This is a genomic window from Paenibacillus phocaeensis (assembly GCF_900021165.1).
Taxonomy (GTDB): domain Bacteria; phylum Bacillota; class Bacilli; order Paenibacillales; family Paenibacillaceae; genus Fontibacillus; species Fontibacillus phocaensis.
Genome location: NZ_FCOQ01000008.1, coordinates 123,012 through 148,398, shown reverse-complemented (window position 1 = coordinate 148,398; position 25,387 = coordinate 123,012). Strand labels below are relative to the sequence as shown.

The 25,387-nt window shown below is 50.8% G+C and carries 34 protein-coding genes and 1 pseudogene; 31 read left to right on the top strand and 4 right to left on the bottom strand.

Translation table 11 applies throughout. The features are described from left to right. Positions 1–9: 9 nt before the first annotated feature. Genes nagA through BN3795_RS02825 form a run of 3 tightly spaced genes read right to left on the bottom strand, consistent with a single transcriptional unit; the run spans position 10 to position 2,791 of the window. Complete coding sequence (gene nagA / locus BN3795_RS02835) at positions 10–1,200, bottom strand: N-acetylglucosamine-6-phosphate deacetylase (RefSeq protein WP_068783235.1); 1,191 nt, start codon at positions 1,198–1,200, stop codon at positions 10–12. Continuing rightward, on the bottom strand, positions 1,200–1,928 hold the full coding sequence (nagB, locus tag BN3795_RS02830; RefSeq protein ID WP_110944965.1) for a glucosamine-6-phosphate deaminase: 729 nt from the start codon (positions 1,926–1,928) through the stop codon (positions 1,200–1,202). The genes nagA and nagB overlap by 1 nt, the downstream gene beginning before the upstream one ends. Further along, positions 1,922–2,791: a MurR/RpiR family transcriptional regulator gene (locus BN3795_RS02825; protein WP_068783234.1), complete on the bottom strand. Its 870-nt coding sequence runs from the start codon at positions 2,789–2,791 to the stop codon at positions 1,922–1,924. Before BN3795_RS02825 ends, nagB begins: the two co-directional genes overlap by 7 nt. A gap of 223 nt (positions 2,792–3,014) precedes the next feature. Here BN3795_RS02825 and BN3795_RS02820 point away from each other — a divergent pair, with 223 nt between their 5' ends. The 3 genes and pseudogenes from BN3795_RS02820 to BN3795_RS02810 form a co-directional block, all read left to right on the top strand. Beyond that, positions 3,015–3,464 carry a MarR family winged helix-turn-helix transcriptional regulator gene (locus BN3795_RS02820; RefSeq protein WP_068783233.1) on the top strand — a complete coding sequence of 150 codons (450 nt, stop codon included), beginning with the start codon at positions 3,015–3,017 and terminating at the stop codon, positions 3,462–3,464. A gap of 159 nt (positions 3,465–3,623) precedes the next feature. Further along, the gene (gene glpK / locus BN3795_RS02815; protein ID WP_068783232.1) at positions 3,624–5,114 is read left to right on the top strand and encodes a glycerol kinase GlpK; all 1,491 of its coding nucleotides are present in this window, start codon (positions 3,624–3,626) and stop codon (positions 5,112–5,114) included. 117 nt (positions 5,115–5,231) lie between these two features. Beyond that, positions 5,232–5,384: pseudogene (locus BN3795_RS02810) on the top strand (LuxR C-terminal-related transcriptional regulator); the annotation flags it as partial. A gap of 406 nt (positions 5,385–5,790) precedes the next feature. Here the strand turns inward: BN3795_RS02810 and BN3795_RS02805 are convergent. Next, positions 5,791–6,009 (bottom strand): DUF2188 domain-containing protein, encoded by a 219-nt coding sequence (locus tag BN3795_RS02805; protein ID WP_110944964.1) that lies wholly within the window; start codon positions 6,007–6,009, stop codon positions 5,791–5,793. Between the two features lie 94 nt (positions 6,010–6,103). Here BN3795_RS02805 and BN3795_RS02800 point away from each other — a divergent pair, with 94 nt between their 5' ends. The 28 genes from BN3795_RS02800 (at position 6,104) to BN3795_RS02670 (ending at position 25,386) form a co-directional block, all read left to right on the top strand. Next, positions 6,104–6,427, top strand: coding sequence for a YjcQ family protein (locus BN3795_RS02800; protein ID WP_068783229.1), 324 nt, complete (start codon positions 6,104–6,106; stop codon positions 6,425–6,427). A gap of 91 nt (positions 6,428–6,518) precedes the next feature. Continuing rightward, positions 6,519–6,851 (top strand): helix-turn-helix domain-containing protein, encoded by a 333-nt coding sequence (locus tag BN3795_RS02795; RefSeq protein WP_068783228.1) that lies wholly within the window; start codon positions 6,519–6,521, stop codon positions 6,849–6,851. 3 nt (positions 6,852–6,854) lie between these two features. After that, positions 6,855–7,148 carry a helix-turn-helix domain-containing protein gene (locus BN3795_RS02790; protein ID WP_068783227.1) on the top strand — a complete coding sequence of 98 codons (294 nt, stop codon included), beginning with the start codon at positions 6,855–6,857 and terminating at the stop codon, positions 7,146–7,148. Positions 7,149–7,377: 229 nt separating this feature from the next. Next, positions 7,378–7,521 (top strand): hypothetical protein, encoded by a 144-nt coding sequence (locus tag BN3795_RS25440; RefSeq protein ID WP_198524629.1) that lies wholly within the window; start codon positions 7,378–7,380, stop codon positions 7,519–7,521. A gap of 253 nt (positions 7,522–7,774) precedes the next feature. Further along, positions 7,775–8,014 carry a hypothetical protein gene (locus BN3795_RS02780; RefSeq protein WP_068783225.1) on the top strand — a complete coding sequence of 80 codons (240 nt, stop codon included), beginning with the start codon at positions 7,775–7,777 and terminating at the stop codon, positions 8,012–8,014. A gap of 310 nt (positions 8,015–8,324) precedes the next feature. Beyond that, entirely contained in the window at positions 8,325–8,822 is a 498-nt protein-coding gene (locus tag BN3795_RS02775) for a hypothetical protein (RefSeq protein ID WP_068783224.1), read from the top strand. Between the two features lie 5 nt (positions 8,823–8,827). Next, complete coding sequence (locus tag BN3795_RS02770) at positions 8,828–10,660, top strand: phage terminase large subunit family protein (protein ID WP_068783223.1); 1,833 nt, start codon at positions 8,828–8,830, stop codon at positions 10,658–10,660. A gap of 10 nt (positions 10,661–10,670) precedes the next feature. Next, positions 10,671–10,922 (top strand): DUF6148 family protein, encoded by a 252-nt coding sequence (locus tag BN3795_RS02765; protein WP_068783222.1) that lies wholly within the window; start codon positions 10,671–10,673, stop codon positions 10,920–10,922. 20 nt (positions 10,923–10,942) lie between these two features. Further along, positions 10,943–12,601, top strand: a complete 1,659-nt coding sequence (locus tag BN3795_RS02760) for a phage portal protein (RefSeq protein WP_068783221.1) — start codon at positions 10,943–10,945, stop codon at positions 12,599–12,601. Then, a complete protein-coding gene (locus BN3795_RS24860; RefSeq protein ID WP_110944963.1) occupies positions 12,585–13,679 on the top strand; it encodes a head maturation protease, ClpP-related in 1,095 nt (364 codons plus the stop codon). The genes BN3795_RS02760 and BN3795_RS24860 overlap by 17 nt, the downstream gene beginning before the upstream one ends. Next, positions 13,679–14,050, top strand: a complete 372-nt coding sequence (locus tag BN3795_RS02750; RefSeq protein WP_068783220.1) for a head decoration protein — start codon at positions 13,679–13,681, stop codon at positions 14,048–14,050. The genes BN3795_RS24860 and BN3795_RS02750 overlap by 1 nt, the downstream gene beginning before the upstream one ends. A gap of 22 nt (positions 14,051–14,072) precedes the next feature. Further along, complete coding sequence (locus BN3795_RS02745) at positions 14,073–15,209, top strand: major capsid protein (protein ID WP_068783219.1); 1,137 nt, start codon at positions 14,073–14,075, stop codon at positions 15,207–15,209. Between the two features lie 11 nt (positions 15,210–15,220). After that, the gene (locus BN3795_RS02740) at positions 15,221–15,604 is read left to right on the top strand and encodes a hypothetical protein (RefSeq protein WP_068783218.1); all 384 of its coding nucleotides are present in this window, start codon (positions 15,221–15,223) and stop codon (positions 15,602–15,604) included. 22 nt (positions 15,605–15,626) lie between these two features. Beyond that, positions 15,627–15,803 carry a hypothetical protein gene (locus BN3795_RS25435; protein WP_198524628.1) on the top strand — a complete coding sequence of 59 codons (177 nt, stop codon included), beginning with the start codon at positions 15,627–15,629 and terminating at the stop codon, positions 15,801–15,803. Continuing rightward, positions 15,800–16,117 carry a hypothetical protein gene (locus BN3795_RS02735; RefSeq protein WP_068783217.1) on the top strand — a complete coding sequence of 106 codons (318 nt, stop codon included), beginning with the start codon at positions 15,800–15,802 and terminating at the stop codon, positions 16,115–16,117. The genes BN3795_RS25435 and BN3795_RS02735 overlap by 4 nt, the downstream gene beginning before the upstream one ends. 1 nt (position 16,118) lies before the next feature. Beyond that, on the top strand, positions 16,119–16,697 hold the full coding sequence (locus BN3795_RS02730; RefSeq protein ID WP_068783216.1) for a phage tail protein: 579 nt from the start codon (positions 16,119–16,121) through the stop codon (positions 16,695–16,697). Next, entirely contained in the window at positions 16,690–17,235 is a 546-nt protein-coding gene (locus BN3795_RS02725) for a hypothetical protein (protein WP_068783215.1), read from the top strand. The genes BN3795_RS02730 and BN3795_RS02725 overlap by 8 nt, the downstream gene beginning before the upstream one ends. Before the next feature lie 17 nt (positions 17,236–17,252). Then, positions 17,253–18,692: a phage tail sheath protein gene (locus BN3795_RS02720; RefSeq protein WP_068783214.1), complete on the top strand. Its 1,440-nt coding sequence runs from the start codon at positions 17,253–17,255 to the stop codon at positions 18,690–18,692. Beyond that, positions 18,692–19,219, top strand: coding sequence for a phage major tail tube protein (locus tag BN3795_RS02715; protein ID WP_068783213.1), 528 nt, complete (start codon positions 18,692–18,694; stop codon positions 19,217–19,219). Before BN3795_RS02720 ends, BN3795_RS02715 begins: the two co-directional genes overlap by 1 nt. A gap of 33 nt (positions 19,220–19,252) precedes the next feature. Then, the gene (locus BN3795_RS02710) at positions 19,253–19,588 is read left to right on the top strand and encodes a phage tail assembly protein (protein ID WP_068783212.1); all 336 of its coding nucleotides are present in this window, start codon (positions 19,253–19,255) and stop codon (positions 19,586–19,588) included. A 129-nt stretch (positions 19,589–19,717) separates the two neighbouring features. After that, a complete protein-coding gene (locus BN3795_RS02705; RefSeq protein ID WP_068783211.1) occupies positions 19,718–21,478 on the top strand; it encodes a phage tail tape measure protein in 1,761 nt (586 codons plus the stop codon). Further along, on the top strand, positions 21,471–21,695 hold the full coding sequence (locus BN3795_RS02700) for a tail protein X (RefSeq protein ID WP_068783210.1): 225 nt from the start codon (positions 21,471–21,473) through the stop codon (positions 21,693–21,695). The genes BN3795_RS02705 and BN3795_RS02700 overlap by 8 nt, the downstream gene beginning before the upstream one ends. Beyond that, positions 21,696–22,625 (top strand): phage late control D family protein, encoded by a 930-nt coding sequence (locus BN3795_RS02695; protein WP_068783209.1) that lies wholly within the window; start codon positions 21,696–21,698, stop codon positions 22,623–22,625. It abuts the gene before it with no gap. Next, positions 22,625–22,828 carry a hypothetical protein gene (locus BN3795_RS02690; RefSeq protein ID WP_068783208.1) on the top strand — a complete coding sequence of 68 codons (204 nt, stop codon included), beginning with the start codon at positions 22,625–22,627 and terminating at the stop codon, positions 22,826–22,828. The genes BN3795_RS02695 and BN3795_RS02690 overlap by 1 nt, the downstream gene beginning before the upstream one ends. A gap of 2 nt (positions 22,829–22,830) precedes the next feature. Beyond that, positions 22,831–23,406: a phage tail protein gene (locus tag BN3795_RS02685; protein ID WP_068783207.1), complete on the top strand. Its 576-nt coding sequence runs from the start codon at positions 22,831–22,833 to the stop codon at positions 23,404–23,406. 2 nt (positions 23,407–23,408) lie between these two features. Then, entirely contained in the window at positions 23,409–23,717 is a 309-nt protein-coding gene (locus BN3795_RS02680) for a GPW/gp25 family protein (protein ID WP_068783206.1), read from the top strand. Then, positions 23,714–24,832, top strand: a complete 1,119-nt coding sequence (locus BN3795_RS02675; protein WP_068783205.1) for a baseplate assembly protein — start codon at positions 23,714–23,716, stop codon at positions 24,830–24,832. The genes BN3795_RS02680 and BN3795_RS02675 overlap by 4 nt, the downstream gene beginning before the upstream one ends. After that, the gene (locus BN3795_RS02670; RefSeq protein WP_068783204.1) at positions 24,832–25,386 is read left to right on the top strand and encodes a phage tail protein I; all 555 of its coding nucleotides are present in this window, start codon (positions 24,832–24,834) and stop codon (positions 25,384–25,386) included. Before BN3795_RS02675 ends, BN3795_RS02670 begins: the two co-directional genes overlap by 1 nt. Position 25,387: the final 1 nt, after the last annotated feature.

Here is a 25,387-nt window from a genome sequence, read left to right as displayed (position 1 = left end):
ATGTTTTGTTTATTCGTTATCGCGGATGAAACGTCCCTTGACCCATACCCGCTGCAGTTCCAGCTCCCGATCGACCAGCAGCAAATCGGCTTGCTTGCCCGTCTCTACCGAGCCGGTTAAATGGTCGATGCGGATCAGCTTGGCCGGATTCCCGCTGGCGGCTTGCGATGCCCGTTCCACCGTCAGCCCGATCTCGCGTACGAGATGGCGGAAACCGCGGATCATCGTCAGGGTGCTTCCGGCCAGCGTCCCTTCGCTGTCGCGCAGCGTGCAGACATTATCTTTCACGACAACCGGCAGGTCGCCTAGCATGTAGTCTCCATCACCGAGGCCGGCAGCCGACATCGCGTCGGTGATGAGGACCAGGTTGCTTCCGGTTTTGACGCTGGCTAGCAGCCGGATCGCCGCATGATGGACGTGAACGCCGTCTGCGATGATTTCCGCGCTGATTCCCGGCGTGCTCAGGATGGCTCCTGCCGTGCCCGGTTTGCGGTGATGCAGCGGCGTCATCGCATTAAACATATGCACGGAGTGGTTCAACCCGACCTCATAAGCGGTCATGATTTCTTCATAAGTAGCATCGGTATGACCCGCCGCCGCTACGATTCCCCGTTTCCGCAAATAACGAATCAGCTCACGTGCACCCTCCCGTTCCGGTGCAAAGGTAACCTGCTTAATTAATCCCGGATATTGCCGGTCCCAGGCTTCAACCCATTCCCGGTTCGGCGGGACGATGTGCTCGGGATTTTGAGCGCCCGGCCATTTGGGGCTGATGAACGGCCCCTCCAGATGAACGCCAACCAATTGCGCGTACGGCATTTCTGCGGACATGTATTGATGGACTTCTGCCAACACATTTTCGATCATGGTTTTGGGCAGCGTCATGGTGGTTGCCAGCATCGAGGTAGTCCCTTGACTGCAATGAAGCTTGGTGATCGCGTCTAACCCTTGCTTGCTAGGTTTCGAGAAGTCCTCCAGCATTCCGCCGTGCACATGCACGTCGATAAAGCCGGGCAACACATAGCTGCCCGCTGCATCAATCGTCTCCGCATCCGCAGGAAGAGCTTCCGACCATCCGGCAGTAGACCCCACATAAGTGATGACGCCGTTCTCTACCGCAACGGCGCCGTCGTGCAGCGTCCCGTGGGGGGTAACCACTTCAGCATGAATGATGTTGAACGTGCGTGCCGTTCCGCTCATCACAGGAATCTCCCTGCCGCCTGGTCCACGACGACGACCACATTGGAATGGGTTTGCAATAAAGAAGCCGGACATTGGGTTGTAATCGGCCCCTTCAAGGCTTTGGCGATGATCTCTGCCTTGTCTTCGCCTTTGGCCATCAGCAGGATTTGCTTGGCTTGCAGAATCGACCCAATCCCCATCGTCAGCGCATGTGTAGGTACCTCATCAATGGAATTGAAGAAGCGTGCATTCGCCAGCCGGGTCCGTTCTTCCAACTTTACGACATGCGGCGGTCCGGTCAGCTCTTCGCCGGGTTCGTTAAAGCCGATATGCCCGTTATGACCGAGGCCCAGCAACTGCAAATCGATTTGACCGGCCTCATCCAGCAGCTTCGCGTAGTCCTTGGCGGCTTGCTCCGGATCCGCAGCGTTGCCGGATGGCACATGGGTATTTTCGGGCAAAATATCGATATGGTGAAACAGCTTCTCATCCATGAAACGGCGATAGCTCTCCGGATGGTCTGTTGGCAATCCGATATATTCGTCCAGGTTGTAACTGCTGGCTTGCTTGAAGCTGACGCTGCCGTTCTTGTAGAGCTCGATCAACTTCTCATACACCCCGACCGGCGTACTGCCTGTAGCCAGGCCCAGGATCGCCCGCGGGTTGGACTGAAGAAGGCTGGCGATGATGCCTGCCCCGGTTTCATTAAACTGCTGCTCGCTGCTGGTTTTGATCATATTCAGCATGAATGTTGCCCTCCTTGGATTTTACGGTAAATTTGTACGTTCTGGTACGAGCTTTCCAGCTTCGGAATGAAGTCCTGGAATTCCAGGCTGACCATGCCTGTGAACAAAATATCGATGACGTGCAACTGCGCAATCCGCGAGGCCATATCCCCCCGGCGCATCCCTTCCTCTAGCGAGGAGGAGAATAATGAAATATCCGCCAGCGAAGCCAGCGAGTTGCTGCTGTACTGCGTGAGCGATAGCGTGATCGCGCCGCTGTCCTTGGCGCAGCGCAGAGCGTCAATCGTTTCCGGCGTCTCGCCCGAATAGGAGATCGCCAGCGCTACGTCGCCTTCCCCCAGCGCGGAAGCCGAAGTGATCTGCATATGCGAGTCGGCGAAGGCGGTGCAGTTCTTGCCGATGCGCACCAGCTTCTGATAGAAGTCCTGGGCCACGATCGAGGAGGTCGCAACGCCGTACAGATCGATACGCTTGGCTCGGCATAACGCCTCGACCGCGCGGGACAGCTGATTCATGTCCAGCAGCCGGGTGGTGTCTGTAATGGAAGCCACATGGTTCGCTTCCATCGCCTCAACGATTCTCTGAAGGTCGTTGCCGGCGATGATGTCCTGGTAATGGTTCTCCGCGGGCTTATGGGCCAGCTCGGAGGCCAGCTTCATTTTGAAATCGGGGAAGCCTTTAAAGTGAAAGGTCTTGCAGAACCTCGTTACCGTCGAGGGGCTGATTCCGCAAGCGTTCGCCAGCTCCGTGATCCCTTGATGCACAACGGAGGCCGGCGCTTCCAAAATATATTCGCCCAGCTTGCGCTCCTGCGGCGGCAGCGTCTCCAGGTGGCTGGACACGGCATGCAATATGGGTGTCATCGATAGTCCTCCCTTGGGTAGTGCGGCCATTGAATCCATCGAAAATGAAAATTATTTCTATCCATAAACTATAAACCGTGAAAATAATTTTGATATCCGGTTTCATCATAAAGGATTTCTAAGCCGTTTTCAAGTAGGTTTGCCCGCCAAATGGCGACAGATTCCTTGAATTTTCGGAAGGCGCATAATAAACTAGTCAGTAGGTTATCTATCGGAGAGAGGAATGGTTGGGTTGTCCTTTGATCTCGACAATTACATAGATCGGATTGAATCCGTATGGTCCAGTTCGTTTCGCAAAATGAAAAGCGAACTCATGCACCATCATGAGCTGGGGCTGACCGGTCCACAGTTTCATATGCTGACCTTGATTGCCCGGAAGAAGACGTGTAATGTCAGCTACTTGGCCGACAAGCTGGAGGTCAAGCCCAGCGCGATCACGGTAATGATCGATCGCCTCGTCCAGAGCGGATACGTGGAGCGCCGACACGACGAGCAGGATCGGCGGGCCGTGTTGCTGTCGGTCACCGAACGCGGAGCCGAGGTGCTCGGGGAAGCCCGGAAGAAATCGCGGGAAGTGTTGAAAACGCATTTATCGGTACTCAGCCAGCAGGAGCGTGAAATGATCATTACGATCCTGGAGAAGTTGTCCAAGAGCTACAAGCCAGAAGGATAATGGACGCGGACAGCAAAGAACCAAGGGGAAGCTCCCGCGGTTCTTTCTTTATTTCTACCTTCTCGCCTTGCGAAGCGATAGCGTGCATGAGGCATGACGGGGCAAGATTAGGAATAGGAATGTAAGCGTTATTACTCCAACCGAAACGGGGGAAATACCATGGAGAAATACATCTTGGCCTTGGATCAAGGCACAACCAGCTCCCGGGCGATTTTATTTAATCGCCAAGGGGACATCGTCCATTCGGCACAGCGGGAATTTCCGCAATATTTTCCCGAACCCGGCTGGGTAGAGCAAAATCCGAACGAAATTTGGGGATCGATCCTGTCGGTCATCGCCTCCTGCTTGTCGGAAGCCGGCATCAAGCCGAGACAAATCGCCGGGATTGGCATTACGAACCAGCGGGAAACGACCGTTGTTTGGGAGAAAGACAGCGGCAGCCCGATCTATCCGGCGATTGTCTGGCAATCGCGGCAAACGGCTTCCATCTGCGATGAGCTGCGCGATGCGGGGCATGACGCCCTGTTTCGGGCCAAAACCGGCCTGCTGCTCGACCCGTACTTCTCCGGGACCAAGGTCAAGTGGATTCTCGATCACGTCCAAGGGGCGCGGGAGCGGGCCGCAAACGGAGAATTGCTGTTTGGCACCATCGATACTTGGCTGATCTGGAAGCTGTCCGGCGGACGCTTGCATGTGACCGATTACTCCAACGCGTCGCGGACGTTAATGTACAACATTCACGAGCTCGCCTGGGATGATGAGCTGCTCGCGCTGCTGGACATCCCGAAGGCGATGCTGCCTGAAGTCAAATCCTCCTCCGAGGTATACGGCACGACGATTCCGTATCATTTCTTCGGAGAGGAGGTACCGATCGCGGGCGCGGCGGGAGATCAGCAAGCGGCGTTGTTCGGGCAGGCCTGCTTCCAGCCGGGGATGGTCAAGACGACCTATGGGACCGGCTGCTTCATGCTGATGAATACCGGCAGTACCCCTGTCGTGTCCGAGCACGGGCTGATCACCTCCTTGGCCTGGGGCTTCAACGGCAAGGTGGAATACGCGCTGGAGGGCAGCATCTTTGTGTCCGGCTCGGCCATCCAGTGGCTGCGCGACGGACTGCGACTATTCCGTGACGCCAAGGACAGCGCAACGTATGCTTCCCGCGTCGCTTCGACGGAAGGCGTCTATGTCGTCCCGGCTTTCGTTGGGCTCGGCAGCCCGTACTGGGACAGCGATGTGCGCGGGGCGGTGTTTGGCTTGACGCGAGGGACAACGAAGGAACATTTCATCCGGGCCACGCTGGAGGCGCTGGCTTATCAGACCAAAGACGTCCTTGGCGCGATGGAGCAGGACTCCGGCTATGCCGTTCGGTCCATGCAGGTGGACGGGGGAGCCGTGGCCAACGATTTCCTGATGCAATTCCAAAGCGATATCCTCGGGGTACCCGTAGAACGTCCGGCGATCGGCGAAACGACGGCGCTGGGGGCGGCTTTTTTGGCAGGGCTGGCCGTAGGTTACTGGAACCATCTGGATGAAATCACACAGTGCAAGCGGCTGGAGCGCCGGTTTGAACCGTCCATGCCGCAGCCTACGCGGGAATCGCTCTACCAGGGCTGGCTGAAAGCCATTCGCGCCGCGATGGCCTTTAAGTAAGAATCGCCCATTTCTTCACGGCATCGCACCATTAACCCTGTTCTTTCATAAGATGTGTTGACTGTATCCCTGAACCTTGTTAAACCACAAAACCCGAGCAAGGAGGGGTGACGCATTTTGAAGAGCAGCGATCGTAACAGCAAATTTCTGTTAACTCATCGTGAACGGGAGGTCTTTGAACTTCTCGTGCAGGATAAAACGACGCGCGACATTGCCGGGCAACTGTTTATTAGTGAGAAAACCGTCCGTAATCACATTTCCAACGTAATGTATTTTGAAACACACAAAATAAAATTGCTTTGATTTCTAGGAAAAAATTGAGAAAAAAAAGCGAAATCATTGTGAGTCACGGCGTTTTTAACGTGATAATCTTGTACCATGGAGAATCGAGAGAGGACACCACGGGGGCGTGAACGCCCTGGTCATTCGCCGGGCATTAGCCGGCAACCCGGCACACAATTTGAATGGTGAAAGCTCCAATCCGGATCTCCATCAAGGCTCACCCCGCATATGCACCGAATCGCAGTATATTGTGTGCAAACAAAACCTGCATTTGGCGGTGTAGGGTGTCCCATTTCTTCAGGCAGCGCCTTGGCGGTGGCGCGGTATAAATAACCGCCATAAAAGAAATGAAAGCCACGTCTTGATGAGACGTGGCTTATTTTAAGTGTGTTGATTATCCTCTCGGAGGATATGGGTCTCTCCCATGGCTGTCTTTAGATTGAATTTTGCCATCTTTACCATGAATCACTAGTTCGGTACCTTGGTTTTTCGCGATTTCTCGCCCAATTTTTACAGCTTCCTGTTTTGTATCGGTTACTTTAGTCGGCTTGTTACCACCTTCTGGTTTTACAGCCCAGCCGTCTTTGTGCGGTACTATATGCTGATTCGGCATGTTACTTCCACCTCCTTTCATAGGTAAAAAGTTCTACATAACAGGAGGAAAATCCTTCCTGTTGTCGAAGTATGATGCTGGGAGGTGGTAATGTATGGCGTCAAAAACGCTTCAAGTTATTCAACAAATATTGGAACACCTTGATAATTCGATGGATGGCGACGTCGTTGATATGACTGCAATTTCACCGGAAGCATTAGAGATTACTGAAGCTAGATGGCACAGGGTCATAGGTATGATGGTTGAGGAAGGTTTGATTGATGGTTTTGCGAAGGTAACAACTCTGCAAACACAATACAACCAGTACAAAGCGATAACCCCGGAAATTACCCTAAGGGGCCTACATTTCATGAACGAAAATAAAGACGCAGCAAAGTTATATAGAATCGCTAAAGAAATAAGAGATTGGATTAAATAAAGCACCCTAACCGGTGCTTTTTCTTTTGCATCTCCACCCCATAATTTGCTACACTAATCCTAGTGATATAAATGACACTAGGGGTGGAGCCATGAACGATAGAAGGCTTATCACATACAGTGAAAAGGGGGGCGAGGATTATACGAACATCCCTTGGGGAATCGAACGATTCGACCTTACGTTTAAGGAGTTTACGCTGTATTTCCTCCTGATTCAGAACATCAACCAGACGAACATGGCGGAGATCAGCTTTAATGAAATTGCCTCCAGGCTGCAAATCACGAGGAGAACGGCGATAAGAGCGATGGCAAGCCTAGAAAAAAACAGACTGGTCCGGAAGGTACATAATACGGACGAAAAAGGTTCTCGCCTGTCGAATGCATACGAGGTGTACCGCCCTTACCCTTATGAGTTGGAGGAGTAGTTTATGGAGTTCCCCAACGGGTATTTTAAAGGGCCGAATGATATTTTTGACTATGGGCTAGGGCCTTATCAGTTGATTGTCTATTTGTATCTAGTCCGCTGCGGCAACAATGACGCCGCTTCATTCCCTAGCTTAAGGACGATTGAAAAAAAGACCGGGATCAGCCGGCCGAAAGTCATTAAGACGCTGGACGAATTGGAGGCATTGGGTTTGATCGAGAAAAAGAAAAGAGCCGGCGGAGCAAAGAGCAATGTTTACAAAATAATCACCCCCGAGAGGTCGAAATTATGTCACTAGTCCCCCTAGTGACATACCCTAGTGACACGAATTAGGTGGTTAATCACGTTTACCACCGGTGGTTAACGACATTTACCACAGTGGTTAACCACGTTGACCATATAAAGAACTAAGATAAAGAACTATTTATAAAGAACCAATAAAGATATGCTCAAATCTCTTCAATATGAAAATTAGGTCACTCATAATAGAGTGGCCTTTTTATATTGCATAGAAAGGGTTGATTGTGATGAAATCTCCAATTTGGGAACGAGTGATATATGCGCTGATCGTATTGTTGTTGGTCATGATGATCGTCGAAAAGGCTTATGACATGTACAGGATCTACGAGGCAGATCAGATGCTACAGCAGATGAAGGAGCGGCTACCATGAACCAAGGAATGGATTGTGATCATGGGTTTGTGAATGCAAATGATGGGACAAGGGATAAGGTGTGTGTCTTATGTAAACGAAGAGCTATGCAAGCTGTGATGTCGATGCCCCCGAGTGCAGTGGGAAGGACAGAGCTTGTGTTGAATGCAGAGCAACATCGAGAGCAAGTCGCACCGCAGTCATTATCCTCAGCGCTTAGAAGCTTGGCGGATGAATTGGAGAATGCTTTGCCATTCTTAAAGAGGGATCATTTATGAAACTCGTAAATCTGGACAAAGAACGCAGTAAGCGCAAGGATATCCGTACTCCCTTCATGGTGGCCGAGAGCCTGTATGATGAGGCCATTAATAATAAAGACCTTGATGCAGTGCTGTACATCACCTTGGGCAAAGACGGGGAGATGACGATTTGCTACAGCGGGGATGATCGTTTGAAGATCATTGGGCTGCTGGAGATAGCAAAGCAAGAGCTGTGTCTGGATGGGATGGATTAGGAGAACGTCACCAGACGCACAGAATGGCACCGTAGAGCGTTTGTATGACTCGGGAATATAAATCTTCATGCGAGGTATAAAAAGGGCAAAATAGGGCGATTTTGGCGGTCACGGGTCCTTCTGGAGGTCGAAGATGACTGCGGATGCTCGCGAGCCCGAAAAGGGGTTAGTTTTTATGTTTTGAAAATTGCTTTCATTTTCACTGTGGGGTTAAGGCAAAGTGGTGAAAACGAAAAATCGCTACCAAATGATGGGCTTGATTTTACCCGGATAAAGTCGTGTACAAAGAATGAAAGTAGGTGATGCGGCGATGGTTGAACAAAATAAGAAAGTAAAGCCGGCCGACATGATCATCTCTACAGGGGATTTAGCCGAGATCATCGGGAAAACCAAGCAATGGGTAATCAATCTGAATAATAACGGAATATTGCATAAAGTAGAACGGGGGAAATATATTTTGGGGGCCTCGGTCCGCGCCTATATTGAATACGTTACGTCCAGCTCGCAAGAAGATAATGGGAAGGCGAAGCAGGTGAATGAGAAAGCGGAATTAACGCGCCTGCAGAAAGAGAAAGCACAGCTGGAACTCGAAAAAATGCGCGGGGAACTATATCGAGCCGATGAAATAGATATGATGTTTACCAACATGATCCTAACGATAAAGGCGAAACTGCAAGCTTTGCCTGTCCGAACCTCTCCGATGTTAGAGGGAGAAAGTAGGAAAGAAATCGAACGGATTTTGCGAGAGGAAGTTGACGCGATTTTAATCTCAATGGCGAATCACGATCCGGGAGGACAAGGGAGTTAGATCGAATGATATCCGATCGGGCTGTGGAATATGTAAAGTCGCTGTTTAAAAATTGGATGCCGCGACCGCCATTGACTGTATCTGAATGGGCAGATAAAAATCGCGTACTTACCACGAAAACAAGCTCTGAACCCGGACTTTGGAGAACTGATCGGGTCCCGTACATGCGCGAGATAATGGACTGTGCGAGCGATCCGAATGTAGAGGAAATCGTCATAATGGCCTCATCGCAGGTGTCGAAAACCGAGTTTCTTCTGAACATTGCCGGTTATCATATGGATTATGATCCGACGTCAATCATGTATGTGCAGCCGGACATTGATACTGCAGAAGATTTCTCCAAAAACCGCGTGCAGGAAATGATCGATGCCTCCCCGACTTTGAGAAAAATCGTGACGAAGGCGAAGGGGCGAGCCAGCGGCAACACGATCAAGCTAAAAGAATATCCGGGAGGATATATCCGGATTGTCGGGGCTAACTCGCCGGATGATCTGGCATCCAACCCGATCCGGGTCTTGTTGATGGACGAGATCGACCGCTACCCTGCGTCAGCCGGTAAAGAGGGCGACCCGGTATCCCTCGCTGAAAAGCGTACAACGACATTCTGGAACCGAAAGATCGTCTACTGCTCCACGCCAACAATAAAGGGATCATCTCGGATTGAGGAATTGTATAATGACAGCACGATGGAAGTATATGCTTTACGATGTCCTGGTTGTGGGGAATATCAACAGATAACGTTTGAAAACATCAAGTTCCAATACCATATGGGCGGCAATGAGTTTGTGGTTACAGAGGTTAATCATAGATGCGAATATTGCGGGTTTTCTAGTGGCGAACGGGATTGGAAGCGTGGTGGCGGGAAGTGGATCGCTCGTAAGCCGCATAGCCGGCGCAGAGGGTTTCACTTGAACCAGTTCGTCTCGCCGTGGTCTTCCTGGCCGGAGATTGTTAGAAAATTCCTCGAAGCAAATCGCGATGGAAAAGAAAAACTCAAAACCTGGACCAATACCGTAATCGGTGAGACTTGGGAAGAAGAAGGGGAAAAGCTAGAAGCCCAATCTCTGATGAGTCGCTGCGAGGATTATGGGGCAGAAGTGCCGGATGGAGTAAAGATTCTGACGGCTGCCGTCGACGTCCAGGACGATCGTTTTGAGATCGAAGTCATGGGTTGGGGCATACGAAAGGAATCATGGGGGATTGAGAAGCATGTCATTTATGGAGACTTGAAGGGAGATCGGATCTGGAATGAGTTGGACGAATATTTGTCTCGTACCTGGACGAATCAGGAAGGTCGTAACTTCCCCATAGCAATTACTTGCATCGATTCTGGTGGTCACTTCACAACAAAAGTTTATCGTTTTTGCAGACAGCGAGAGGCCCGGAGAATTTTTGCTATCAAGGGTCAGGGTACCGAAAACGGGGAATACATTCCCTTGCTAAATGGACACAGAAGGACGCAGCGCGAGCATGCGGTCCTTTTTATTTTGGGCGTTGATGAGGGAAAGAACCAAGTTTTTGATTATCTCAAGTCTAAGCCCGGGCAAGTAGGGTACTGCCATTTTCCCGATGGCCGCGGTTACAACGAAAGCTATTTCCTCGGACTAACCGCGGAAAAGAAAGAACTCCGAAAGAAGAAAGGCCGCGATTATTACGTATGGGTACAGATACGCAAGCGGAATGAACCATTTGACCTGCGCGTGTACAACCTGGCCGCGCTTGAGATTTTGAATCCGAAACTGGATACCTTGGACGAAAAGTCGTCGATTCCGGCAGAAGCCCCCAAACAACCAAGGAAAACAATCAGAAAGTATGTCAAACGATCAAATATCTGGTAGGTGATGATTCATGAATAAGGCTAAGATCCGAGCTCGACTCGAGGAGGTCAATCGAAGATTGCAGCTCTACTATGAGGCGGAAACTGCGATATTGGCAGGAGCACAGTCCTACCAGATCGGCAGCCGGAACATTACGCGAGCAACTCTCGCAACTGTGCGTGACGAGATTGGTGTGCTTGAAAACAAGAAGGCTGAGCTCGAAAATATGCTCTCCGGCGCTGGTCGTCGAGCGACTTTTCGCGTGATTCCGCGCGACTTATGAAGGAGGTGATCTGATTTGTGATGATTGGTAATTACATTGATCGTGCCATTGAAGTTCTAGCTCCTCAATGGGCAGTGAAACGAGCGAGGGCCCGGCTTACGATGGAGGTGTCCAGAAGATTTACGAACTCAGGCTACTCACACAGCGGCGCCAGTACAGCCAAGAAATCCATGCGCGGTTGGATATCCGACAGCCGCAGCCCGCAGGAGGACATCGGGAATAACCTTGCAAAACTGCGGGAGCGCAGCAGGGACCTGTACATGTCCGGCGGACTCGCGACATCAGCGATCAACAAAAACAAGTCCAACGTGCTCGGATCGGGCTTGGCTTTGAAGTCACAGCTTAATCACCGCGCACTTGGTCTTACACCAGAGCAGGCGAAAGAGTGGGAAGCTAAGACCGAAGCGGAGTTTCAGTTATGGGCGTTGAGCAAGATCGACAACACAGGGCTCAATGATTTTTATGACGCACAGCGGATCGCGCTGCAGGGATGGCTGATGAATGGCGACTCTCTGGCTGTAATCAAGTATGCAGACCGAGGGGAGATTCTTAATCCTTATCGCTTGCGATTACATTTGGTCGAAGCGGATCGACTGAGTACGCCTGGGGAGGTATCGCAAGTCGCCATCGGCTTTGATACCTTATCGATGGATTATGTCGAGCTGCCAGACGGTCGCCGTATTCAAAACGGAGTTGAGACAGACCCGATGGGTCGGGTTATCGCCTATCACATCTGCAACCGGTACCCAAACAGCATGCTGCCGGCACGTACCCCTATCTCATGGCAACGAGTTGATGCGTATAACTCGGTCACAGGATTGCCCAACGTTGTTTTTATCATGGATCCGGAGCGTGCTGAGCAGTATCGCGGCGTGCCTTACCTGACACCGGTCATTGAGCAGTTAAAGCAAATGACCCGGTATACAGAGGCCGAGATCACGGCAGCTATCATCAACAGCTTTTTCACTGCGTTCATTACAACTGAAGATGTGAAGAACGACATCCCGCTGGGCGAGAGTATCGAGGAGGATGAGCAACTCGATTTGACCCCAGAAGAGCGACTTAAAAGCTATGAGATGGGGCCGGGCACGTTAAACGTACTCGGACCTGGCGAAGATGTGAAGTTTGGTGAGCCGAAGCATCCTGTGACCGGGTTTGACGCGTTCATGAAGTCGATGGCACAACTTGTTGGTGCGTCGCTTGACCTGCCTTACGAAATGCTACTTGGCGTATTCAATTCTTCCTATTCCGCCAGCCGGGCGGCGCTCCTGCAGGCATGGCGTCCGTTCCGCGATCGGCGCGATTGGTTCGCGCATGATTTCTGTCAGCCCATATACGAAACGTGGCTCTTTGAAGCCGTAGCAACCGGACGCATACAGGCGCCCGGTTTTTTTGCGGACCCGATGCGCAGAAAGCTATGGAGCGAAGCCCTTTGGATCGGCCCGAGCCCGGGGCAAATCGATCCAGTTAAGGAGGTTCAGGCGGCAGCGATGCGAATCGCCAACAAATTCAGCACTCACGAAAAGGAAACGATGGAATTGACGGGAATGGACTACGACAATAACGTTGAAGTGCTGCGTCGTGAATATGAGGCGGCCAAGGACCTGCCGAGTGGATCATCAAAGCCGGCTAACGTTTCCGGCGAAGGAGGTGAAAACAGAAATGGCCAAGAGGATTAATATCAAGGGTGACATTATCCCTAACGATTACCAGTGGATCTATGACTGGCTCGAATGGGATGCAACGTCTCCGAAAGTTATCGAATCTGCCCTTAATGATGCGAGTGGTGATGATCTCGAAGTCATTATTAACTCGCCGGGTGGCGATGTATTTTCCGGATCCGAAATCTACTCCCTACTCAATGACTATAAGGGAAATGTCACCATCAAAGTGGTGGGGGTCGCAGCAAGCGCCGCGTCGGTCATTGCAATGGCAGGCGACAAAGTGCTGATCAGTCCGACGGCTCAAATCATGATCCACAATGTGTCGGCGGTGAGCGCTGGTGATTATCGGGATCATGCACACGAGTCGGACGTCCTCAGAAACTGGAACAAGTCCATCGCCAATGCCTATGCGCTGAAAAGCGGACTGCCGGAGTCCGAGCTTTTGGCGATGATGAACAAGGAAACATGGTTAAATGCGCAGCAAGCCATTGAAAAAGGCTTTGCTGATGAAATCATGTTTGACGACACTGGATCGCTCAAATTGACAGCGTCTGCGTCCGGAATCTTACCGCCTCAAATTGTCAATAAAATCCGAAATGAATTAATCAAGTTGAAAGGACGTGAAGAAGAAATGAAAATTGACAAAAACCTGCAAACGGAACCACAGAATCACCATCAACAACCGACTCCTGCGCCGCAAAATACAGTTGAGCATCAGCCTCAAGCGTTTGGAGCTGACCAAGCGGAACAAGAGCGCAAACGCCTGCAGGAAATCGACGCCATCGCAGCAAATATCGATCCTGCATTAGTTAACGAAGCCAAGTACGGCACGAACCGCATGACAGCCCAGGAACTCGCATTCAAGGCGATGCAGGAAGGCAAAATGATCCAAGCTGGCGTGTTCAGCGCTGCGGTTCAGGCAAATGCGGCATCTGGTGCCCCGGGGGTGGGAGCTGCTCCGCAACCGCAGAATACGGAACCAGAATATGATCTTGCAAATTTATCCGATGTCAACAAGGTTTTCCGCGCATTTGATGCAGCAAATGAACAAAGATGGTATCAACGTCAACCAATGATGGGGGGTAGAATCTAATGCCAAATATTGATATGGAGTTTGGTTCTGTGCAGCCAAGAACGATTTTTGCTGGGACGGAAATCCCTGCGCTGACAACTTCGATCACCATTGCATCCGGTGAAGGAAAACTTGATGTAGGTGCATTGATTGGCGTGGTCGAAGCTGACGGAAAAGGGAAGTTGGTTGATAAAGAAGCTACTGATGGCAGCAAAGTAGCAAAGTATGTATTGGCTGAACCTGCCGATGCGACAAGCGCTGACGTTGTGGCGTTGGTGTGGAAGACAGGCATCTTTAATTATGACATTTTGGCTGTGGCCGAAGGCGACACAGTAGAAAATCATGCGGATGAGTTGCGCGAAGTAGGCATTCACTATCGCAAGGACTATTAATTTAATGGAGGCATGAAACCTTATGAAGATCAAAGCGAGTGCAATTCGATCGTTTTTTAATGGGCCAACGGCATCCCAAGTGGCTGGGGGCGATATCAGCATCTACCAACCTCAGACGATGTTTCCGGCGTACAACAAACGGATGCCCGTAACTACATTCTTGTTGGACACCTTCTTTCCCGGCTTCTCGACTTTTGAGACCAAGCACGTATTGATGGATTTTAAGAAGAACCGTCAACGCGTAGCCCCTTTTGTTATTGAAGGTAGTAACCCGATCAACATCAAAAAGGACGGCTATCGTACACAGATGTATGAAGCGCCGTATATCAATCTCTCCGATCTATATGACGTGAGCATGCTGCAATCTCGCCTCCCTGGAGAGGCGGTGTTCGGTGGCCAATCCCCTGACCAGCGTACTCTCTACCATATGCAGGAAGGCTATAACGAAATGGATGACATGATCATTCGTCGTGAGGAGCTTATGGTCGCGGAGTTGATCCAAACGGGTCAAGTGGTCATCAAAGGATACGTGGATGACTCGGCGACGCAGATCCGGACAGACACGCTTGACTATGACTTTGACAACGTGATCAACTGCACAGGTACAGATCAGTGGAATACGAGCACATCTAAAAAATACGAGAACCTTCTCGAAGCTGTTACTCGTGTAAGACAGGCCGGATATAATCCTACCCGCGCGATTCTTGGCAGCCGTGCATGGGAAAACTTGCGCTCCGACAAGGATTTTATGTCTAAATACATGGATATCCGTTATGCATATTTCGGGGAAATCAATCCGCAGCTCAACATCGAGAATGGGAATGGATATATGTATGTTGGACGCCTAACTGAGCTTGGACTGGATCTGTTCGTTTACATGGCATGGTACTATGACGATACGACCCAATCCCTCAAGCCGTATATTAACGAGGATACAGTTATTGTCGGTACTCCTGGTCTTGGAGAAATGCTGTACGGAGCAAATACGATCATTCCGGAGGGCTCGATCGATTTCACAACGGTACGCGGCCGGCGCTGCACGAAAGTTACCGTGAATCGCGAGACGGACACAAAGAAACTCATCATGAAGTCCCGTCCGGTACCAAAGCCGTTTGATGTATCGGCTTGGTCCGTCATCAATACAATGGCCGGGAACTGAGGTGATCCGAAATGAAATTTAAAGTTATAAGGGGCGTTTTGCTGAGAAACGGAGCTCGTTATGTTAAGGGCTCCGTTTTTGATGCGGAAGAATCCGAAGTTGCTTGGCTGATTTCTCAAAAATACGTTGTACCGGATCTTTATCACCCGGTGGAAAACACTCCACTTACTGTTTCCGGAAATCAAACGGGTGATCAAATTAGCAACGGTGATGACAGCGAAATGGTCGAAGCGCCTACTATCGAGGAATTTTCCGAGTTGAAGGCGGAGGAGCAAAAGGCCATTTTAGCTGACCTCGGGTTTGAACCGGGTTCAAACAAGGAGGAGCGCATCGTTCAATACGAGGACTGGTATGCGCAACAACTTCCGGCTGATGATCTAAATGTCCAGCTTTAAGATGGGAAGCAGGTGAAAGGCGATGACCAGGTATAAAGTCGTTCGTGGCTATACGATCCGGAACGGGGTCATCCATCGGGAGGGCTCCTTTTTTGATGCCGACCCCGCTGAGGTGAAAACCGAACTGCGCAAGGGGATCATTCTTGCAGCTGCCCCGGGTGAAGGGGAAGAGCCGATAAGGAGAAAAACTAAGTCATGAATTTCAAGGACTATATAGCACTTGATATCGATGGAGTTTTTTTCAATCCTGACGAATTTGCTGATGAGGTGCTGATTAACGGCGAACGGAAAATTGTTACCATTGATGATGAGCAGCTAAAAAAACGTGCTGAAAAGGAGTATTTCGGTGTAACTACCGGAATGCTCCTTTATTTTATTCCTGTCGCTTCCTTACCTGAGAAACCTGAGGTGGGACAAACGCAGTTTTTTAACAAGAAGCTGTACTACATCGACGATGTGAAGGAAGCAGGCGGCGTATACGAGATTGTTTTGAATCAGAACCGTGGTGAATGACATGACCAGTCAAATCAAAATCGATACTTCGCAGCTTAACAATATCGTTGGGGGGCTGAAAGATCTGGAGAAGCAAATGCCAAAGGCGTTTGTCTCCGCACTAAACCGGACGCTTGACCGTGTCCATTCCCGCACGGGGCGCTATGTAACGCAACAATATAGCGTCAAAGTGTCGGAGATCAAGGAAGCTATGACGAAAAACAAAGCGTCATACGGACGACCTCGGGCGTTTATCCGCATTCGTAGTAAACGGTACACTCTCGGGCGATTTTTGCCAGGAGGGCTCAAATCGAAGTCTAAGAAAGCACGGGTCAAGATTAAAAAGTCAGCGGGGCGCAAGCCAGTGTTAGGCAACCCGCAGGCATTCGTCCAGAAGTCTTCAGACGGGAATACGCACATTTTCCGGCGGACAGGTGATAAACGATATCCGATCGAGCTGCTCCGGACGATATCACCGACGCAGATGGTTGAAAACTTGCAGGTAATGGAAGCCATCCAGAAAGAGGCGAATGAGTACCTCGGCCAACGGATTGAACATGAAATCCAATATCGGCTAAAGAAGGTGAAAGGCGATGGTTGATAACGTAATCCTTGAGGCGATCCAATCTTTTTGCCAGGAGCACGTTGCCCCGAAAATCAAACTGATGGCGCCGAATGATGACGACGCGACAGAGTACCGTCTGATGCATCCAAACGTCTTCATCGGCTGGCTGCCGCCCCCAAATCAGTTGGAAGACGTTCCCGCGCAACTCCCTGACGGGGTCAAGAAAGCCATCCCAGCGATCGTCGTCGGTATGGACGAGGGTGAGGATGACGGGAGCGATGCGGGGATTAATATTCGATTGACCTTCATCGTCTATAACCCAGGCCTGTACCCGGAGCCTGGGGTGATCATCCCGAACTACAAAGGGTATCAGGACCTGCTCAACCTGATCACGATATGCCGGCGGGAACTATCATCTCAGTACCTCATTGACGGGGGCAAAACGGCCGCACAGAAGCCGTTTCGCTGGGGGATGTACCTACAACAGCCGGTCGGTTATTGGGTCGGCTGGATGACCTTCCGGGCTGGGGGCGCTCCTTTGCCATACATGAATTATGAGAATCTTTTGGATTAAGAAAGGACGTGAGCATTTTGGCGTATAAACACGGTGTTTACGGCACTCTTGAGCCCAGCACGGACTCGCTGCCGCCTTCTGGGGTGGGGACGCTGCCGATCTACATTGGTACGGCGCCGGTGCAGCAGTTGGCTAACCCTGCAGCAGCGGTCAATGTCCCGATCACGCTTAACAACTATGATGATGCGGTAAGTAAAATCGGTTACTCCGACGACTGGGAAACCTTCACCCTATCCGAAGTCGTGTATGCCCATTTTAAAAACCGGATTCAGCCGATCGGCCCGATTATTGTCATTAACGTGATGGACCCAACGGTACATTCCAGCCCTGAGACCAAGAATGTAGCAATCGTCAACGGCGTCGGATATATCGATGAACCGGTTGTTTTGGAGTCGATTGAGATCGAGGACAAAGTCCGCGGAACAGATTATGAGGCAACATACGTAAGCGGTGGCCGGGTGAAAATCTCTGCACTGCCGGGCAAGACGCTCGATAACCCAACGTCAGTGACGTACAACAAGATGGACGTATCTACGGTGCAGACGAGCGATATTATTGGCGGCAATACTAATGGAGTGCGCACTGGGCTGGCCGTGGTCGATCTGATCTACCAAAAACTAAACCAAGTCCCTACCATCCTTGCCGCGCCGGGTTGGTCTCAAATTAAAGACATCAAAGAGGCTATGGTCACCAAAGCCCAGAAAATTAATGGGCACTGGGATGCTGTTGTCCTTGCTGATCTGGACGTTAGTGCCGCAACTGCGACAATCGCTCAGGCGATTAGTTGGAAGGAAACTAACGGGTATACGGATGTGCCGCTTAAGGTCGGCTGGCCGAAAGCGAGTGTCGCAGGTCATACCTTCTGGGCGTCAACAATTATGGGCGTCCGGATGCAGCAGACGGACTTTGCCAACGATAACGTACCTTCCGAGTCACCTTCCAATAAGAGGGTTGATGTCACTTCAACAGTGATGGGGGACGGAACAGAAATTTCTTTCGATGAATTGCAGGCGAACGAGTTGAATGCCGCGGGCATTACTACCTTCAATTTCCGCGACGGCATTTGGGTGCTCTGGGGGCCGCATAACGCGAACTACAAATACGGCACCGAGGTCAAGCCGGAGGATACCTTTGACGCATCGATCCGGATGGCAAGATACCTGACCAACACGTTCCAGCGACGCTATGGTGCGGAAGTGGATGGCCCGCTGAATCGCAGTAAGGTCGATACGATCCTCAATGATGCCGGGGTCTGGCTCAATGGGTTAGTTGCGGATGGGCATTTGCTCTCTGCCTCGATCAATTTCAATGAGACGAGCAACCCCGTTAGTTCGATGGTCGAAGGGGATTTTGTATTTGATGTCCTGAACACCAATACTCCAGTTGCCAAGTCCCTGACCTTCCGCGTTCGGTACACAACAGAGGGCTTATCTACTCTCTTTGGGGGTGAAAGCTAATGCAAATCAATAACAAGACCATACAATATCGGCTGAAGGCGACGGACACTTCTGGCAACCTCGTAAATATCGACGATAGCGCCAGCCTCACGCTGCCAAGCATCGAAAAAATGACTGACACCATTAACGGTGCAGGGATCATGGGGGAGATCGATATGCCTACCTTCGGGCAGATCGGCTCTATGGTCTTCACCGTTAACAATCGGGCGGATAACGCCCAGTATGCAATGCTCTCTCGGCCAGGGGAGATCAAGTTTGAAGTGGTGTGGATTGTAGATTTGTTTGATACTGCCGGAGCAAAGATTGGCATCAAGCAACACAAAGTGTTTATGTCTGGAGTTAACAAAACGTATAACGCTGGGAACGTCGAGGTAAACTCCGGTGCCGATGGATCAAGCGAGTTTGAAATCTATTACTACCGCAAAATCGTTGACGGGAAAGAAGTATTATTGATCGACAAATTTAATTTTAAATATGTGGTCAACGGTGTGGACTACATGGCAAACATCCGAACAGCTCTCCAGTAAAGGAGGGCTGTTTCATTTTGAGGGGGGCTAAAGATGCCAGTTTTTAAGCTAAGTAAAGCGATCCATATCAACGGTGAGTCCGTGAATGAGCTGACATACAACTTGGAAGACATGACCGCAAAGGACAAGGCTGACGCCACCAGAGCATTTAAAAAGGCCGGCAATATGGTGATGGTCCAAGAATTGGACTCCGATTATCACCTGTACCTATTTGCGGCAGCCGTGAAGAAGGAAAACGCATCGATCGAGCCAGAGGATGTGCTTCGGATGAGCGCCAAAGATGCGGTAAAGGCGGAGGCGCTGGTCCGAGATTTTTTCTTTCTCGATTCGGAGGGATCGTCACAGACGAATACCTCAGAGGATGCATAACTCAATTAACCTTCAACCATTTTGCAACCCGCTCCGAATGCATGGAGATGAGCATCGTCGAGCTGATTGAGTTTCACGAGGCTCTGGCAGATGAAGCGGAGCGCCAGAGGAAGGAGGTAGAGCGAATCCGTGGCAAATAAACGAGAACTCGAGGCACTAATCGTCTTGGCCGGGAAAATTGATCCTAGCCTCCGGAAGGCCATGGTGGAAGCGCAACAGAAGACGGAGAGGCTGAATAAAGAAACCGGATTGATAGGCAAGGTGGCTCAAAAATCCTTCGGGATAATGAAAACTGCGGTCGCTGGCGGCATGGTCGCTCTCGGTGCCGGGATGGCATACGTCGGTAAGCTGGGCATTGACCTGGCCTCCGATCTGACAGAGGTCCAGAACGTGGTTGATGTGACATTTGGTCAGGGGGCAGAGCAAATTAACGAATTCGCCAAATCTGCTCTGAAAAATTTTGGCCTATCTGAGTTGTCCGCCAAGCAATTTGCCGGAACATTGGGGGCTCTGATGAAGAGCTCAGGTGTATCGAGCAAACACCTAATTTCGATGTCTGAGAACTTGACAGCCCTAGCCGGGGATTTCGCTTCCTTCTACAACCTTGATCCTGCTGAAGCTTTTGAAAAGATCAAATCAGGTATCTCGGGTGAAACCGAGCCGCTTAAAGCCCTTGGTATCAATATGAGTGTCGCAAACATGGAGGCTTTCGCACTTTCGAAGGGAATCAAAACGTCCTACGCCAAAATGGACCAAGCCAGCCAGACACTCCTCCGGTACAACTACCTCATGGAAATGAGTAAGGATGCTCAGGGGGACTTTGCGCGAACGCAAGATAGCTTTGCTAACCAGCAGAAACTGTTTAGCGAAAGCTTCAAGAACTTGGCGGGCAAGATCATGAGTGCCGCGTTACCGGCGTTTACGAAGCTGTACGAGAAAGGGAATCAGCTTATTGACTCGTTCGCCGGTAGCCCTGAGAAGGTGGAACGGCTGCAAAGCGTGATCGGCAAGGCTGCCGATACGGTCATCGGCGCTATTCCTAAGATTGTTGACGGCGCGGGAAAAGTGATGAATGTAGCCGGTAGAATTTACTCATTTATTAAGAATAACTGGTCGATCATTGAACCGACGATACTCGGTATTGTTGCCGCAATGGTTGCCTGGAAAGCAATCACCATAGGGATGACAGTATACCAAGGAATCATGGCTGGAATCAGAGCCGGTACTGTTGCAGCTGCCATCGCTCAATGGGGGCTGAATGCCGCTGTCCTAGCAAACCCCATGACTTGGGTCGTCGTTGGAGTCGCAGCCGCGATCGGCGTGCTGGTTGCTGGCATATGGGCCCTGTGGAAGAACTGGGATCAGGTATCCTCTTGGATTGTGGGTCTGTGGCAAAACGAAGTAATGCCATTCTTCGATAGACTTGGCTCGTGGTTTAATAGCATCTGGGATGGAGCAATATCAGGCTTTCAAGGCTTTTTGAATTTAATCATCAATGGGATAAATAAGATGATTTCCGGCCTAAACAACGTTCATTTTAAGCTGCCTGATTTTCTAGGAGGCGGGGAGTTTGGCATAAATATCCCGACAATCCCCACTTTTGCAAAGGGCGGCTTCGCGAATCAGCCCTCTATTTTTGGTGAGGCAGGGCCAGAAGCAGCCATCCCCCTGAAGCGTACGCCGCGTAGTTTAAGTTTGCTTAACAAAACGGCCCAGATCCTTGGGGTAGATGGCGGCAGCGGAGGCGGAAAACCGACATTCGTCTTTGCTCCGGTTCTCCACGGCGGAGATGCTGCGAGTGTAATGAGCGAGTTGGAAGGAGCTGCGGACGACTTCTTTGACCGCGCCGATCGATGGTGGGAATCGAAACGGAGGGAGAGCTTTGGCTGAGTTAACGACTGGTTATAAATATACCGCGATGGCCGGGGATACGTTCGATAGCATCTCCCTCGATTTTTATGACGACGAACGGTATGCATCCACAATCATTCAGGCCAACTTGAAATATCGCAAGGTGATCACTTTTTCCGGCGGAGAAGTCTTGTTTATCCCGATTATCGACGATCAACCACCGGCTACATTACCCCCATGGAAGCGTGGTGAGTAGATGCAGATCATCTACAATGGCACCGACATTACAGACTATGTCCACCCTACTCAAGTAATAGTATCTGATCAATCAGGAGGCAAGCCAGACAGCATCGTCCTCCAATTTTCAGATACCGAGGGGTTGTGGAGCCAATGGAAGCCTGCAAAGGGAGACACGTTGCAGGTCAGAGAGGAGGGGCTCGATTCCGGAGTGATGTTTATTGACGAGATCAGCCAGCGAGCCGGGAGTTTCGGCCTGGCCGCATTATCCATCCCTCAGGCAAGCAAAACAGCTCGCTCGCAAGGGTGGGAAGCAGTCCGATTTATGGAGATCGCGACACAGATCGCAGCTAGGTACGGATTCTCGCTGAAAACATACGGCGTTACAAACCACCTGTATGACCGAGTTGACCAGATCGAGGAGCCGGATTTTGCCTTTCTGGCCGGGCTGTGCAGTCTCGAAGGTTACGCGCTTAAAATCAATGACCGATCAGTCGTGATCTACGATGAAGCGGAGCAGGAAAAAACAGCCCCCGATCCGCAACTAGCATTGATCCAGGAATCCGGAATAAACGGAAATTTTGAGTTTGTGAACAAATCAGTGGACATATACGGTAAGTGCATCGTGCGCGGGCAGACGATGAGCGAATACATCGAAGGCGAGTTTACTGCTGCCGATATCACAGGCCCAACATTGGTCAGAAGGCTGTACGTCAGCAATAAGGCTGAGGCTAACCGATGGGCGAAGGGCATTTTGCGGAGCACAAACAAGTACATGATCACCGGAACGATGTCCATCAACCTTAACACCAATTACGCTGCGGGGACAACGATACAGGTTGCGGATACAGGCATGTTCGACGGCGTTTACTTTATCGACTCGCTGGTGCATGACCTTATCAACAACCGCACAAAGCTGAAGCTACGGAAGCCACTGGAGGGATACTGATGATTCGGAAGGGAAAAATCACATCCATTGATGAGGCCGCCCGGAAAGCCAGGGTCACGTTTACGGATCGGGATAACGTCGTGACGGCCGAGATTCCTTATGCCGATCATGTTAATCCCCAAATCAACGCTGTGGCGGTGGTTGCCCTTTTTTCGGGCGTCCTGGTTGATGCCATGATCATAGCAGCCCGTAGGGAGGTGTGAGTGTGCCAATCGCTACGTTTAAAAATAAAATATTTGCAGTGAGTGCAAGCAAGATTTACACATTAACAGGCATGGAATGGTCCGGAGCACTCGATACAGAGGCGCAGGAAAAGCTCAAGAGTAAGCCCAGCACATACATCAAAGGACAAACGCTTGGGACGATGAGCTTCGAAATCCCGCTCATTGCTGGCAAATATATCGATGTTCGTGCGCAAATCGAAGATTGGGAAAAGATCCGGGATAAAGCAACCCCGGATTATTTTATTTTGGGGAAAAAGCCACTCGGGAAGTATAAATGGCTCCTGAAATCCGTGGCCGTTAGCGATACACAGATTGATGGCAAAGGTAACATTCTCCGAGCTAAGCTGAAACTCGAATTCGAAGAATACGTTCGGGCCGGATCTGCTCAGGCATCCAAGAAAAATAAAAAGGCCAAGACCTCAGACAAAACCCCAGTTCATCTCGATATCGTGCCGACCAGTTACATTGATAAAACCGAGGCTAAGCGTTCAAATGTCAATGCAACGACAGCGCGCACGAGCACGGTTGAGGCGCGGCTCAACTCGATGGGGGTGTAACCATGCAGGTGACGATAATTAGCTCCGAATCCCCTGATTTTGACTGGGTAGCCACGGGAGTAGATGAAGTTGTCCAGAATGTATTTACTCTACTCAATACCAACATCTATGAGGTTGCTTATGAACGCACGATGGGGCTTCCCGGGAATCTGGCGGATATGCCTCTGGATGAAGCTATCCCTGCAACTATATCCAGGATCTATTCATTAATCGAGGAATTCGAGCCACGGGCAGAAGTTATCAGCGTGAACTTCTTGGGAGTGTCTGAGGAGGACGGAAGTTTGATTTTTGAGGTGGTGATTGACGTATGACAGATTTTAAACCGGTGCAGTTTGTCGATACGGATGCGCAGCGTATCGAACAGGAAATGCTCGTATCCTTCCAGCAGGCGGCTGGACAGCAGCTTTACCCCGGCGATCCGCGGCGCATATTTCTGCTCCAGCTCTTGCCGATTATTGTGGGACTCCGGAACGATATCAATTTCACGGGCAATTCTAACCTGCTGCCTTTTGCATATGAGGAGGTGCTCGATTACCTTGGCTTGCGCGTCGGTGTTACGAGGTTGCCCGCAAAGCCGGCCCAAACCACAATCCGGTTTATTCTCTCCAATGTCCAAGTGGACGCTATCACTATCCCGCAGGGGACGCGAGTGACTCCGGACGGGAACGTCTATTTCGCAACGACGGACCCGGCCACAATACCAGCCGGAAGCTTATATGTAGATGTGGAGGCCGAGTCGACAGAGGGAGGAGAAAAATATAACGGATACGCTCCGGGGCAGATCAATTTGCTAGTCGATCCAATCCCCTATGTATCCAGTGTGCAAAACATCGACACCAGCTCCGGCGGTTCGGATGAGGAAACCGATGATGCATTCCGAGAGCGTCAACTCCTGGCGCCCGCCTCCTTTAGCGTGGCCGGTCCGGAGGATGCTTACCGCTTTTTTGCCAAATCAGCTGATGTAAATATCATCGACGTGGCTGTTATCTCACCAGCCCCCAACGAGATCGAAATTTATCCACTAATGCGAGGGGGAGAGCTGCCGGATCAGGACGTACTCGATAAGGTCATGGCTGAGGTGAGTCCGAAAGATCGCCGTCCACTAAATGACCTTGTCAGTGTCCTGGCACCGACGGAGGTGACATACACAATCGATCTGACGTATTACATTTCCAAGGATCGCTCAGCCGAGGAGGCGGCAATACGCGCGGCTGTGGAGGGAGCGGGCGGGGCTGCTGATGCTTATGAAGCTTGGCAGTGCAGCGAGCTTGGCAGGGCAATTACGCCGGACGATCTCATATCGCGTATTTACGCAGCAGGGGCCTATAGAGTAGTCACTACGGCGCCGGTCTATACGGAGATTGACGAGAATGAGGTCGCTAAAAGGACTGGGACGCGCAATCTGGTTTATGGGGGCTTGATCTAATGGATCTTCTAAATTTAGATTTGCTGAAGCTCCAAACGAAGTTCATGCGTCAGGACAAGACGGTAGTAGGATACTCGGCGGCGGTTGGTGATCAACTCAAGAAAATCGCCGAGGAAACCGATAAGGCCCTGATTTATAGCCGAATCGACGGGCTCCCCGGTGAAGTTTGCGACATCCTCGCCTGGCAGTTTGGGGCGGATTGGTATGATGCGACCGCGGACATTGAGGTCAAACGAGAGGCGATCAAGGATGTCCTCTATCTGGCGAAGATCCGGGGGACTCCGGCGGCTGTGCAGCGCGTGGTCGAGATCTATTTTGGAGACGGACGGGTTGAGGAATGGTTTGAGTATGGCGGCGATCCTGGGTATTTCCGGGTGCTGACCAGCAACCCGGAGGCTACGAACGAAAAGGCGCAGCAGTTTACCAAGGCAGTCGAATCGGTGAAGCGTAAAAGCCAATGGCTTGAAGCGGTCATCCTGGAGGAAACCATCGAGGCACGCGACATGTACATTGGCGGTATGTTGCACATCGGCGAGTTTATCACAATAGGGTAGG